12 protein-coding genes are annotated in these 12,797 nt (G+C 61.3%); all 12 read right to left on the reverse strand.

Translation table 11 applies throughout. From position 1 onward, the window contains the following. Positions 1-102 precede the first annotated feature (102 nt). The 12 genes from G7066_RS13500 to G7066_RS13540 all read right to left on the reverse strand — a co-directional run bounded on the left by G7066_RS13500 (position 103) and on the right by G7066_RS13540 (position 12,756). Complete coding sequence (locus G7066_RS13500) at positions 103-795, reverse strand: endonuclease/exonuclease/phosphatase family protein (protein WP_166331577.1); 693 nt, start codon at positions 793-795, stop codon at positions 103-105. A 130-nt stretch (positions 796-925) separates the two neighbouring features. After that, positions 926-1,213, reverse strand: coding sequence for an FHA domain-containing protein (locus tag G7066_RS13505; RefSeq protein WP_166331578.1), 288 nt, complete (start codon positions 1,211-1,213; stop codon positions 926-928). Then, positions 1,141-2,769: a DUF5684 domain-containing protein gene (locus G7066_RS13510; protein WP_166331579.1), complete on the reverse strand. Its 1,629-nt coding sequence runs from the start codon at positions 2,767-2,769 to the stop codon at positions 1,141-1,143. The genes G7066_RS13505 and G7066_RS13510 overlap by 73 nt, the downstream gene beginning before the upstream one ends. A 128-nt stretch (positions 2,770-2,897) precedes the next feature. Further along, on the reverse strand, positions 2,898-3,239 hold the full coding sequence (locus G7066_RS16540; protein ID WP_244303017.1) for a hypothetical protein: 342 nt from the start codon (positions 3,237-3,239) through the stop codon (positions 2,898-2,900). Then, positions 3,233-4,834 (reverse strand): type VII secretion protein EccCb, encoded by a 1,602-nt coding sequence (gene eccCb, locus G7066_RS16545; protein ID WP_244303018.1) that lies wholly within the window; start codon positions 4,832-4,834, stop codon positions 3,233-3,235. The genes G7066_RS16540 and eccCb overlap by 7 nt, the downstream gene beginning before the upstream one ends. A gap of 44 nt (positions 4,835-4,878) precedes the next feature. Beyond that, on the reverse strand, positions 4,879-6,207 hold the full coding sequence (eccCa, locus tag G7066_RS16550; RefSeq protein ID WP_244303019.1) for a type VII secretion protein EccCa: 1,329 nt from the start codon (positions 6,205-6,207) through the stop codon (positions 4,879-4,881). Continuing rightward, entirely contained in the window at positions 6,204-6,878 is a 675-nt protein-coding gene (locus tag G7066_RS16555) for a hypothetical protein (RefSeq protein WP_244303020.1), read from the reverse strand. The genes eccCa and G7066_RS16555 overlap by 4 nt, the downstream gene beginning before the upstream one ends. An 87-nt stretch (positions 6,879-6,965) precedes the next feature. Next, a complete protein-coding gene (locus G7066_RS17120) occupies positions 6,966-8,468 on the reverse strand; it encodes a hypothetical protein (RefSeq protein ID WP_166331580.1) in 1,503 nt (500 codons plus the stop codon). Continuing rightward, positions 8,452-10,101 carry a S8 family peptidase gene (locus tag G7066_RS13525; RefSeq protein ID WP_166331581.1) on the reverse strand — a complete coding sequence of 550 codons (1,650 nt, stop codon included), beginning with the start codon at positions 10,099-10,101 and terminating at the stop codon, positions 8,452-8,454. The genes G7066_RS17120 and G7066_RS13525 overlap by 17 nt, the downstream gene beginning before the upstream one ends. Continuing rightward, positions 10,098-10,433, reverse strand: coding sequence for a hypothetical protein (locus tag G7066_RS13530; RefSeq protein ID WP_166331582.1), 336 nt, complete (start codon positions 10,431-10,433; stop codon positions 10,098-10,100). Before G7066_RS13530 ends, G7066_RS13525 begins: the two co-directional genes overlap by 4 nt. 97 nt (positions 10,434-10,530) lie before the next feature. Continuing rightward, positions 10,531-12,285 (reverse strand): S8 family peptidase, encoded by a 1,755-nt coding sequence (locus tag G7066_RS13535; RefSeq protein ID WP_166331583.1) that lies wholly within the window; start codon positions 12,283-12,285, stop codon positions 10,531-10,533. Between the two features lie 63 nt (positions 12,286-12,348). Next, the gene (locus tag G7066_RS13540) at positions 12,349-12,756 is read right to left on the reverse strand and encodes a hypothetical protein (protein ID WP_166331584.1); all 408 of its coding nucleotides are present in this window, start codon (positions 12,754-12,756) and stop codon (positions 12,349-12,351) included. Between the last annotated feature and the right edge of the window lie 41 nt (positions 12,757-12,797).

The raw sequence follows: 12,797 nt of genomic DNA on the forward strand, positions 1-12,797 counted from the left end.
CTGTTTTAGTTGACAAAAATCAACTATATGAAGTTGGTTGATTTATGTCAACTAACACCGCGGACCCCAGCCTCACGGTGCCCCTGAAACACGATCTGTGTGCTAGACGGCCAGCGGAACACGCTCCGTGCTCAGAGAAGCCGAAACCATAATCGGCAAGTGGTCGGAGGTGCCCCGCTGCAGCGTGCGCACACTCTCGATGTCGAGCCCCGACGAGGTCGCAAAGTCAAAGTGCCCGCGGAACATCTTGTAGCGGGTGTAGGTGCGCTTATCACTCAGACTAAGTTCATAGCCGTGATCGCGCATTTCGAGGTCCAGCCGCCCCTTAAACACAGGATAGTTGTAGTCACCCACCATCAGTGCAGGGAGCCCCGGACCAAGCTGACGCAGCTCTCCGAGTGCGGTGTGAATCTGGTGGCGGCGCAGCGAGTTCAGCGCTGTGAGAGGGGCGGCGTGAAAGGACGCGGCAACAAAGTCACGCGAGGTCTCGCGGTCGTGCAGGCGCACACCGAGCAGGCGTTCGTGCGCGGGGGCGAGCAGCCTGTCGTGCAGAGACTTCTTGAGCTGGAAGGTGTGAGCCGCATGAGCCCGGAAGCGCTCGTCGCGCACGTACATCGCGAGCCCAAGACGATTCCGCTCGGTTGCATGCACCAGACTTAGGTGGCCGAGGTGCGCAGGCAGCGCGACAGCTTCAGCCTCCTGCAGACACAAAATATCAACACCGTGCGCATCAGCAAGTTCGCCGATCTCTGAGACAGCACGATTCTTGCGGAGGTTGTAGCTGACGATCTTCACTCAAGTCCTCTCAGCGGGGAGCATCATTCGACACCACACAGCAGCCTACGCCTCAAAGGCTGGGCTGTCGCCGGTTCTTACATGCTTTCTGAGCTATCGCACAGTTCTGAGCCATGGCGGACGCCCGGGCCTAGTTCATCGGGCGTAGCCTCACCTCAAGTGTGCCAATGATGAGGCGTTCCGAAACCTCAGTTTCTCGCCCCGATTCCACCTGAGTTGAATTACCCAGGTCGTCGAACACCGCAACACCATTCGTTGAGTGCAGGTCTTCGATTGTCCAGCCGTCGCCGACACGACGCATTCGCGCGTGGGTCTTCGACATGGTTCGTGTGGGGTCTTCAATCTTTAGGGCAGAAGTCCCGTCAACGGCGGTGGGCTTACGCCCGAGCACAATGTCGTCTCCAAGCAGTTCGAGCACTTCACCACTGGGCAGCTCAAGGCCCCAGCGGCCTCCCGCGCAACGACAACAGTGTGATCGAACTCTTCTTCTGAGTCTTCGGCGGCGTCAGTTTCAGGCAGAACAGCGGGTGCCACTGGAACCGCAGGAACCGCTGGCGGCTCCTGCGGAGGCACTGAGGTCTCAAAGATCGTCGGGACTGCAGGTTCGGCAACGGGCTCGAACTCGGACCCATGAGCGACCTCTTGCGGAACTGCAGCATTCATAGAAGCCGCGTGCATGTTTGGAACCTCTTCGCCTGCGGTCTCCGATTGAGTCGCAACGGGTTCGGGATCAGGCACGAACTCAGGAGCGGGCTGTGCCGGTGCCTGCACCTGCTCGGGAACGGGCACAGGTGCTGGCGTCACCGCCGTAGCCTCTATTGGCAGTTCGGGATCAACCCCAGGCCAGGAGTACAGCTCTTGCGGAGGCATGACCTCTCCCAGCGGAGATTCTGTCTGTGGTGGAGCACCCTCCGAAGCGAGTCGCTCAAACGCTCCCTCGGTCGTGTTGCTGAACCCCCAGTTGTTTTCGGGTGCTGGCGCTGCAGAAAAACTCGGCTGCTGAAAGTTCAGCTGAAAAGCATCAGGCACTTCAGCCACCTCAGGGTGTGCGGTCGGCGCGGGAGGCACGGAAGGAAGGGGAACCTGGGGCATTTGCCCCTGAGGTATCTGTCCCTGCGGTATCTGTCCAGACTGGCCAGCACCAGGGTAGGGAGCGGCCGGCACTCCCCCGGAAGCAGGGGGTGGAGCCCACGACGATTGCTGCGGCGGAAGCGCCTGCGACTGATCTAAAGGTTCGGAGTGCCCGTATGCCTGTTGCTGGTCTGAGTTCACCTGCCAAGCGGGGTCACCCTGCCAACCTGCGACCGGCTGCCCCGCAGCGTCTCCCTGCCAGGCAGGATCAACCTGCGGCGCGCCGTGCTGCACGCCCGGCACCACACCCTGCCACTCACCTGCCACGGGATCCTGTTGCACGGGCGGCATCCCCTGCCACTCACCGGCTGCGGAGTCACCCATAAAGTGTTGCTGTTGGTTCTGATACCCGCCGAATGGAGCTTGCTGCACCGGCTGACCATACCCGTCGTGTCCGACAGCATAGGGCAAATGACCATTTTGCCCAGCTGGTGCGCCCGGCTGCCAAGTGCCCCCGTAGGCCATATCACCGATGTGATTCGAAAGCATCGTGGCCCACAGCGGCGCCAGAAACGCCCCCAGCACCGTAAACCCGGCACCTTTGCCGAACTCGAAGTTGATGCGGTGAATCGCGATGATCGTCACGACAAGCGCCACAACATTCAACCCGGGCACTAGCAAGAACAGGGCAAGCCACCCAGGCAGGCCACCCCGCTGAATGAGCTGCCAGAGGTTCCAGATAGGAATCCAACCGTGCGAGGCGGGCAACCCGAGTTTCGGGAACAGCTTTGACAACGCCCAGAAATACCAGATGATGAACCCGAGGCCAACAAGCCCCAGATTACGGAGACGATGAGCATCCCACCGCCCAACGCTGCGCCAGTTATCCCGTCGTCCATGCATTACCCTCTTCTTGTAAAAAGCCTGCGGGTCACCCCGTGCAACCCAACTCTGCCACGAAATCGTCGCGACTCATACCTGGCACCAAGTTTTTCAGGGCACGCGGCGCCTCAACTGTTTGGCCCATAACCCTATTCTTCTGTTTCGTGCACAGAGCGAACGTAGGCCAGCTGTGCCACCTGCAGCCCGCGAGCCCTGGACACCACCTGGGCGCGGCCGGGTTCGCTGAGGATCGGCTTTACCCTGCCGATCAGCTGCCCCTCTTCGGGGTTGCCACTGAGCAACACACCGGTGACACCGAGGTCTGTCATGCCCTGCAGGATCGGGTCGTACGCGGCTCGTGAAGCACCGCCGGTGCGCCTTGTCACAATCACGTGCATGCCAACATCGCTGGCCTGCGCAAGCATCTGCGCGAGCGGGGCTGCGGGGTTGCCCTGCTGGGTGGCGACCAGATCGTAGTCGTCGATCAGCACATAACCCTCCGCCCCGTCCACCAGCTGCGGTTGCGCAGTTGTTCGGTCGTCACATCGGGGCCGGGCAGCCTGCCTCTGAAGAACTCGACCAGGGCCGAGATCCCCTCGCTTGCTTGCTCAGCCGTGGTGTAGTAGCCACCCAAATATTCGCTTGGAATTTCGCCGAGGTGAGCACGACGATAGTCGATCATGAAGATCATGGCCTTCTTGGGTTCGTAGAGACGCATCACCTCGTGCGCTACGCCGCGTAGCATCGCGGATTTGCCTGATCCCGAGTCACCAAAGAGGAACAGGTGGGGCTCAGCAACCGGGTCAAGACCGATCGGTGCAAGCTCGGCCTCGTCGAGACCCAGCAGCAGTTGCGACGGGTTCGCTCCGGGGTGTGCACGCAGCTCTTCAAGCGGCAGCACTTCTGGCAGCAGGCGCAGCTTGGGTCCGGGTTCGCGCTGCCAGGCGCTTGAGATTTTGGCAACAAGGTCTTCAACCCCGTCGACGAGGGTCTCCGGCGAACCGTCACCGTCGATGCGGGGCAGTGCGGTGAGCATCTGTAGTCCACTCACGTCGAGTCCGCGGCCGGGCAGCGCGGTCACGTTGCCCGCCGCTTTGCGGTTGATCTCGGAGTCGCCGGAGTCGCCCAGACGCAGCTCCATTTTTCCGCCGAGCAGATCTTTAATGGCGGGCCGAAACTCCAGCCATCGGCTGGCAGCGATAATCACGTGCACCCCAAAGCTGAGGCCGCGCGCGGCGATCTGCTGAATGTTTTCTTCGAGGGTTTCGTAGTCATCACGAATGGTGATCCAACCGTCGACGATCAAAAAGATGTCGCCGTATCCGTCGTCGAGCGCACCCTGCGCGCGGCGGGTGCGGTAGGTGTCGATCGAGTCGATGCCCTGCTCACGGAAGTACGCCTCGCGTGCGTTCAACAGCGACAGCACCTCGGCCACGGTGCGGCGAATCACGTCGGGTTCACCACGGGTGGCAAGACCCGAGAGGTGCGGCAGGTCACGAAGGCCCGCGAAGCTGCCACCAAAGTCGATCACAAAACACTGCACCTCTTGCGGGGTGTGGGTGAGCGCGAGCGCCGCGACGATTGTTCGCGCCGCGGTGCTCTTACCTGAGAGGGGTGCGCCGACGATGGCGAGGTGGCCGTTGGCTCCCGAAAAGTCGAGAGTCATGGTGTCGCGGCGCTGCTGCAGCGGCACATCGATCAAGCCGACCGGGATCGTGAGTCTGCGGTGTGCACGCCACCTGGGCGCGTGCAGCCCGAGCTCGTAGCTCACGGTCAGTTCACCGAGCAATTCGTCGAGCGTCGCGGGCTCTTCAAGCGGCGGCAGCCACACCTGGTGTGCGGCCGGGCCTAGGCCCGACATACGAGAGACGGCGATCTCGAAGGTGCTGCGCTTCTCTTCTGGCTCTTGGGCGATCAGCTCGGCTTCTTCGCGCTCAGCGGCCGCGGCCGCGTCTGCAGCTTCAAGTTCGGGATCGCTGAGCTCGAGTGGGGCTGCCGTGAAACTTGTGATGCGGGCGGTGCCCTTGGCCGACGAAGTCTCGGATCCTGCAGCCTTCAGCCTGCGAACCGGCGGCGGCCCCGACACGTAGGCGGCCCGGAACTGGTCGAGGTTTTCGTCGCTGCCGACCTTCAGCAGGCCCCGCCCGGTTCTTGCGGCAGGTGGTAGGCGTCGGGCACACCGATCACGGTGCGCGACTCGGCGGCGGAGAAGGTGCGCAGACCGATGCGATACGACAGGTGTGTGTCGAGGCCCTTCAGTCGCGATTCTTCGAGACGCTGAGAGGCGAGCAGCAGGTGCACGTGCAGCGAACGGCCGAGGCGACCGATGGCCACAAACGATTCAATGAAGTCGGGTTTTGCGCTGAGCAGCTCCGAGAACTCGTCGGCCACGATCAGCAGCGCGGGCAGCGGGGCGAGCTCCGTGCGCCCACCACGGCGAGCTTTTTCGTACTCACCAACGTTGACGAAGTTGCCCGAGGCGCGCAGCAACTCCTGCCGCCTGGTCATTTCGCCCTGCAGCGCGTCTTGCATACGATCCACCAGGCTGATCTCGTCGCCCAGGTTCGTAATGATCGAGGAGACGTGGGGCATGTCGGCCATACCGGCAAACGTTGCGCCACCCTTAAAGTCAACGAGCACAAAGTTCAGTTGCTCGGGCGAGTGCGTCAGCGCGAGCGACAGCACCAGGGTGCGCAGCACCTCAGACTTACCCGAACCGGTTGCGCCAATAATGAGACCGTGCGGGCCCATACCCTGCGAGGCCGATTCTTTCAGGTCGAGGATCAGCGGCGCGCCACTTAAGTCTTGACCGATGGGCACGCGCAGCCGATCCCGCTCTGGCAAATACCTCCACTGACTCTCGAAGTCGAGGTCGCGCACGTCGGGCATGCCAAGCAGTTCGATAAGTTCTTGCTGCTTGGTGCTCGTGCGGGTTACCTGGCCGCTGCCGCCAGCCTCTTTGTGCAGCGGGGCGAGTCTGCGGGCGACAGCCTCCGCTTCAACGAGGCTCATGTTGTCGGGGATAAAGCTCAGCTGGTGCTCTTTGCCCTCGGCCAGGTCGGCGCTGCCTGGCGAGAGTGCAATACGGGCCACGTTGGGATCGTCGTTGTCGTCCCAGCTGGTGGGCAGGTCAAGAACGGTGACGCCCTGGAGGCCACCAGAAAAGAGCGGGTTCGACATAGAGGTTTTGGCACCGTCAACAATCACGAGCAGGTGAGTGCCACCAGCTTGGGTGTCGGGGTTAAAGCGGGGGCGCTCACGCATCTCGGCGGGCAGCATGCTGGTGAGTATTTCGGGGTCGTCACTGATCATGCGCGCGGGTCCGAGGGCGTCACGCAACCTCGTCGACTGTACGTGAGGCAACCACTTTGCCCATTCCCAGTGGGGCAGCGAGTCGGCGCCAGCGAGCACCATAATCTGCAGATCTTCGGGGTCTTGCAGTGCGGCCAGGTGACTCACGATGCCCGGGTGAGACCACGAATCTGTTCGATGTTGTCGCCCACGATCTGCAGACTGCTGTAGCTCGAGAGACGTATGTACAGTGGCAGTTCTGGCTGGGTTTCGTGGGTGGCGATAAAGCGGTGTGCCGCAGTGGTTGAGACAGGATCGAGCTGCGCAATATCGGGCAGCTCGGGGGCTTCGATGCGCAGCGCGAGGGGTTGTTCGTTGGTGCCGATTCTGGTGTTGAGGTGGTCGTCAGTTGCCGCGTCTCGCTCCCACACACGGGTGCCGTCTTCGACCAGATAGCTGAGTGTTTCAGGGGCAGGGTACCGCCAGTTGCGTTCGCGGCGCTGCGCCTTTGCTGCGTTGCGCACCGTCTCACGGAGTCCGGTGAGGTACGCGAGGTACTCGCGGCGTGAGGCGAGGATCGAGGCCTGGCGTTGAGCACGCTGGCGCCAACCGTTGACGAACACAAAGCCAAGCGCAGAGACAAGAAACATGCCGCCGGTGAGCCAGCCCGTGGGACCGGCCTTGTTCAGCGACACCATAATGATTGCGCCGACACTGCCGAGCATGGGCAGCATCGAGGTGAGTATGCTGCTGCCACCGTCTGCCGCTTCAATCTCTGGGGGTGCTTGAACGGCGAGGCTGCCCGAGGGTACTTTGGGCGGGGCGAGACGGCTGCTCATGTGTGGTTCGTATTTCCCTTCAAACGAAGCGTGTCAGCGGGTGGGGTGTGCGAGATACGTGTCACACCCCACACGCTGTGTCAGTGGTTACGGTTCGCGACTGCCCGCGCGCGAGGCAGCAGCAGCGGGACCGCCGTCTCCCTCGTCTTCGATCTTCGGAGCAACATACCCAAGCCCGCTCCGCTTCGCATTCTTCTTGTCAGCGGCACCGCCACCCTGGCCGCCCATCATCATGCCGGATCGGCCAGCGCCCTTCGAACCACTGCCCGAGGCGGCACCGGAGCCCGCACCAGCAGCGCCGCCCTTGCCAGCAGCGGCCGCAGAGCCCTGCAACCCACTGCCACCACGAGCAGCACCGCCAGCGCCGACCGCACCGCCAATGCCGCCAGCCCCAAGACCGCCAGCGAGCCCAGCGCCAAGACCGCCACCACCGGCAAGCTTTGCGCCCGCGGCAAGACCGGCAGCACCCAAACCAGCAGCACCCAGACCGTTGCGGGCAACTGATCCGTCGAGACGACTATCAACGCTCGGGTTGCCGTAGTTGTTTCCGCCACCGGGGCGACCACCGTTGCCGTTGCCGCCACCGGTGTTGTCGGTGACATGGCTCGCCACACACCAGCAACTCAGACCAGAGTGGCTCATGCACCGGCACGAACCATACCCGCACGCACCCTTGGCGGTCGTGTGCCGCGGAATACACCAGCAGCCCGACCCAGAGTGACTCGTGCACAGACACGAACCATACCCGCAGGCACCGTTGTAGACGGGGTGCCTGGAAACGCACCCACACCCCTCGGAGTGATTTGAGCACGAGCACACACCACAGACGAGGCGCTTGGCAATATCTTGGTCGTTGCCACCACCATTATTGCCATCGTTGCCGCGGTTACCGCCGCTGCCGCCGTCACCGTTTCCGCCTCCGCCAGGACCAGTGGGTCCACCGGTGTAGCCAGGGCCGCTGTAGTTGACACCGTAAGACTTCTTTCCAGGGTCCCAACCACCACCATTGTCGCCCCCACCGTCAGGGACCTCAGTCGGAAGCGGGTCATAGTCGATCTTTTCAAGTGGGTTAAACTTGTCTGCTTCATCCCGCGCAAGCTTTTGAAGTTCAACCAGAGCTTTTTCCGCGTGTTCGTCACGCTTTGCCCCAAAGAAGTTGCTGAGATTCGAGAGCTGCGTATTGACATCAACCTTGCCAAACCCGGGCACATCAATTTTTAAGCCCCGGTTGACCGCATCGTGCACCTGGGGCGGAATGACTCCGCCGGGCAGCTCGCTCAGCAGTCTCTGCGCTTCTTCTTTTCGTACCTGGTTCGCAGAGTTTGCGATACACGCTTCCTCACTCGAACCAGTAATGAGCGCCTTACCCTGATTCAAGGCAGTTCGAATCTTTCCGTGGTTCGTTTTGTGAACCCTCAAGCGAGCCACAGCGACCTGAGAAGTGTCCCCCGTCCATTTCTGGGGCAGCTTAGCAATAAGACTGTCAATCTTGTCTTGCACGCTCTTGATTGAAGCGGCGAGACTGTCGAGGTTGTTGAGTTGCCAATCCTCCGCAAAGGCGATTTCTTCAAGATCACTCTCGCTGCTCATTTGTGTTCTCCTTCAAGATTCGGGGTTGCTGCGGCACATACTGCGGGTGGTCGGGCGGTGCCTGGTACTGCGGGTAGCCACCCTGAGGGTGTTCAGGAACAGGCTGCGGTGCAAGCGGCGGGTACCCTTCCGGGGAACCCTGCTGCACTGGCCATCCCTGCTGCATAGCACCTGCGGCGAGTTTCTTCTTGCGCGAACGAGACACCACAATCGGGATCGTGATCGCGGTCGCAAGCACACCCAACACCAGCACACCCACCACCACCCATACAAGAGCCTGCCCCACACCCTCAGCAGCAGTGGTTACAACGGGCTTCGGCTCCGTGGCTTCACCCTTTTGGTTCGGATCACCATTAGGCCACACCTCCTCAGCCGACGGGCTAGGGACCTTTCGATCCGCTGCACAAGCGTCCATCGTCTTCACGCCCGGGCCACAAGGAGGGTCACTAGCAGTCATTATGAACAATGGGTTCACATCAGGGAACTGTGTCGGGTCAACCGCGAGCATCCCCACCGGATTCACGACACCATACCCATACTGTTCGTCCGTCCATTCCGGGTCAGGCTTTTGTTCTCCTGTACCGGTTGTACGAATCATGGCCTGCAGCACCTGAAACCCCGAAGCCTTCGGGTACTTCTCCATCCCCAACGCAACCGTCCCCGCAACCAACGGCGTCGTCAACGACGTACCCTGAGAAATACCCGCCTCCCACTTCCCGTCATTGACAGGGACAAGCAGGTTCATGCCTGGCCCAACAACGGCCAGGTTGCTGGCTCCCTCAGCTTCCGACTTGATGCCGCCCTCACCCCCGGAGGTGATCACCTCATGATTCTGATCAATACCGCTCACCGCTACCACACCGTTCACGCCAAACGGAATATCTATAGCGAAACTCATTCCGGGGTTGTGGGCTCCCGCAACGACAGGCACCCCGGCGTGCATCGCAAGTGACTGCACAAAATCCCAATCAGTGGGATCGTCGCCTAACAGGGAGATGCTGATGATGTCGGCCCCGTCTTCAAGAGCCTGCGCTGCCGCAAGCGCGACCGCCGACCCCAGAAACCCCTTGAACTGCCCACCTATATGTGCAAGCTCAGGGTCGTCTCCCACGAACTCCTTGTATTGGAGTTTTCCCGACACGGGGTTCGCGGTGTCGCACCCGTCCCCTGCTTCGCGTATCTTTCCTATTGAATAAAACAGTACTTTCGCGTCCGGCACAATACCCCGGGCACCCAGTCCGCCGTCACTGGCGACCCCGTTGCCCACCAGCATCGACACCACGTCCGTCCCGTGACTCAGGGCAGGGTCACTCGTCACCGCAGGCTCGGTGTCTCCCGTGGTTTTGTCTTTACAGAACTGGCCCTTCACCTCGATATCGGCACCCTGCAGTTCGGCCGCATCAAGATTGATCGCGTCATCAATCACCGCAATCGTCACCCCCTTACCGGTCAGCCCCATGGCCCGGATCTCGTCAAACTTCAGATCCTGCGTGTGCCACAGGGCCGCCTCACGGTCTGCGGCGGGGAGTTCCGTTTTCAGCGGTTGCGCTGCCGCGCTCGATGCGATCCCGGGCAGCACACACAGCGTGACGAGCGTGGCGCCTATCAGTCTTGCGGTTCGACGGGATCTCATGGGTGAGCTTTCGGGGCCTTGCTGGTGGGCACATCACTGTTCAGTGCCTTCAACTGCCTTGCAATCTCTTCGTCCAGGTCCTGAAGCTCTTTGATCGCACCCAGCGAGATATCAAGATCCGCCTGAAGTACCCTCAGTTGGTCAGCGAATTCTCGGCGCATTCGAACACCAAATTCTCCGAGTCGCTTCGGGTAGTCTTTCACCCAGTCATTTTTGACCCCACTTGTCTGTTCCATCTCTGCTTCGGATGGTGGGGCGGGGTCGTAGTGTCGCACTTCCTTCACGAGGTCGTGGGTGTCTTTGTGGACGGCGATTACTTTTCCTTTTGCCACGGTTATCGCTGCTTTCTTCCGAGTGGGAATCTCAAACTGTTGATGAACTGAAGTTTTGGGTCAGGCGGCACGAACGAACATCGGCGGCTACTGGGAGTCATGTGTGTTCTCCTTCGACATTCGGGGGTTGCTGCGGCACATACTGCGATTGAATAGGCGGTGCCTGGTGGGGCGGGTAGCCACCCTGTGGTTGTTCAGGAACAGGCTGCTGCGGCTGCGGTACTGGCAGCGGGTACCCTTCCGGGGAACCCTGCTGCACGGGATAGCCCTGCTGTTGCACTGGGTAGGCCTGCTGCATGCCAGGGTGCGCCTGCTGTGCAGCGGGGTAAACCGGTTGCATGCCAGGGTGGCCCTGCTGTGCAGCTGGGGAACCCTGCTGCACCGTCGCAGCTGCGGCGAGTTTCTTCTTGCGTGACCTTGACACCACAATCGGGATGGTGATCGCGGCAGCAAGCACACCCAGCACCAGCACACCCACCACCACCCATACGAGAGCCTGGCCCACACCCTCAGCGGCGGTGGTTACACCAGGCTTCGGCTCCACGGCTTCACCCTTTTGGTTAGGATCACCGTTAGGCCACACCTCTTCAGCCGACGGGTCAGGGACCCCGTGATCCGCTGCACACGCGTCCATCGTTTTCACGTCCGGGCCACAAGGAGGGTCATCAGGAGTCATGATGAACAACGGGTTCACATCGGGATACTGTGTTGGGTCAATCGCGAGCATCCCCACCGGATTCACGACACCATACCCGTACTTTTCATCAGTCCATTCCGGGTCAGCTTTCTGTTCACCTGTGCCGGTTGTACGAATCATGGCCTGCAGCACCTGAAACCCGGAAGCCTTCGGATATTTCTCCATCCCCAGCGCAACCGTCCCCGCCACAAGCGGCGTTGTCAACGACGTGCCTTGAGAGATTCCTGCTTCCCATTTCCCGTCGTTGTCGGGAACAATCATGTTCATCGCGGGACCAACAACCGCAAGATTGCTCGACCCCCCAGCCATCCACCTGATACCGTCACCGTCCACGTAAGAGATCACTTCATGAGACTGGTCAACACCACTCACCGCCACCACACCATTCAAACCATAAGGGACCATTGCGGAACCACTAGGCCCGGGGTTGTGTGCTCCTGCAACAACCGGCACCCCGGCGTGCATCGCAAGCGACTGCACAAAATCCCAATCATGGCCGGAGTCGCCGCCCAAAGAAACACTGATGATGTCGGCCCCGTCTTCAAGAGCCTGCGCTGCAGCAAGCGCAACCGGTGACCCTAGAAACCCTGCATACAGTTCACGTACTGGTGCAAGCGCGGGATCGTCTCCCCAAAACTCCTTGAACTGGAGTTTGCCCGAGACGGGGTTCGCGGTATCGCAGCCGTCCCCTGCTTCGCGTATCTTGCCTTTTGCGTAGAACAGGACTTTCGCGTCCGGAACAATCCCACGAGCACCCAGACCGCCGTCGCTGGCGACCCCATTGCCCACCAACATCGACACCACGGCCGTTCCGTGACTCAGCGCGGGGTCACTCGTCACCGCAGGCTCGGTGTCTCCCGTGGTCCGGTCTTTACAGAACTGGCCCTTCACCTCGATATCGGCTCCCTGCAGTTCCGCGACGTCAAGGTTGATCGCGTCATCAATCACCGCAATCGTGACACCCTTACCGGTCAGCCCCAAGGCGCGGATCTCGTCAAACTTCAGATCCTGTGTGTACCACAGCGCCGCCTCACGATCCGCCACCGGCAGCGACGCCCTCAAAGGTTGCGCTGCCGCACCCGACGCAGCCCCGGGCAGCACAAAGAGTGCTGCGAGAACAGCACCAAGCAGCCTAGGAGGCAAGCTCTTTTTCATGCGGTTGAACCTTTCGGGGAACGACGGAGGCGGGTATGGCGGGGCGGATCCTGCGCGAGCGAACTAGCCGGGAGGCTGGACAGCGCGCAACCGCTGCAGCGTCGCAACCAGACGATCCTGCGCCTCGGAAAGCTCCGGGGTCAGAGCCACCGGACCCTCACCCGATTCTTCACGTTTGTCTGCCACTTTGCCGAGCGCCTCGCCCATCTGCTTGCGCACCGCGCGGGCCTCGTTTGAGAGGTCGATGCCCTGCACAATGTCAAACTCGGTGGTCTGCCCCAGGTCAATGCGCTGCTGTAGCACCTGCCAGTCTCGGCCATGCTCGCCCTTGCGCCGCTGCTCGATCAATGCGCCCTGCCGTTTGGCAGACTCGTCTTCACGCCGCCTGCGCTCTGAAGCGAGAGCCGCGGTTCTTGCCTCCACTCGGGCCGTCGCCTGCCGCAATTGCTCAATAGCGTCTGTCGGGTTCATTGTTCCTCCACACCTGTGATGTTCACTCGTTTATGCCGGGG

Origin of the sequence: Leucobacter coleopterorum, assembly GCF_011382985.1 — a bacterium.
GTDB classification, from domain to species: domain Bacteria; phylum Actinomycetota; class Actinomycetes; order Actinomycetales; family Microbacteriaceae; genus Leucobacter; species Leucobacter coleopterorum.

What these genes read in the sequence shown, in the direction of transcription:
- G7066_RS13510 (WP_166331579.1), bottom strand. Translation starts at nt 2,769, where the DNA reads ATGCATGGACGACGGGATAACTGGCGCAGCGTTGGGCGGTGGGATGCT.
- G7066_RS16555 (WP_244303020.1), bottom strand. Translation starts at nt 6,878, where the DNA reads ATGAGCAGCCGTCTCGCCCCGCCCAAAGTACCCTCGGGCAGCCTCGCC.
- G7066_RS17120 (WP_166331580.1), bottom strand. Translation starts at nt 8,468, where the DNA reads ATGAGCAGCGAGAGTGATCTTGAAGAAATCGCCTTTGCGGAGGATTGG.
- G7066_RS13525 (WP_166331581.1), bottom strand. Translation starts at nt 10,101, where the DNA reads ATGAGATCCCGTCGAACCGCAAGACTGATAGGCGCCACGCTCGTCACG.
- G7066_RS13535 (WP_166331583.1), bottom strand. Translation starts at nt 12,285, where the DNA reads ATGAAAAAGAGCTTGCCTCCTAGGCTGCTTGGTGCTGTTCTCGCAGCA.
- G7066_RS13540 (WP_166331584.1), bottom strand. Translation starts at nt 12,756, where the DNA reads ATGAACCCGACAGACGCTATTGAGCAATTGCGGCAGGCGACGGCCCGA.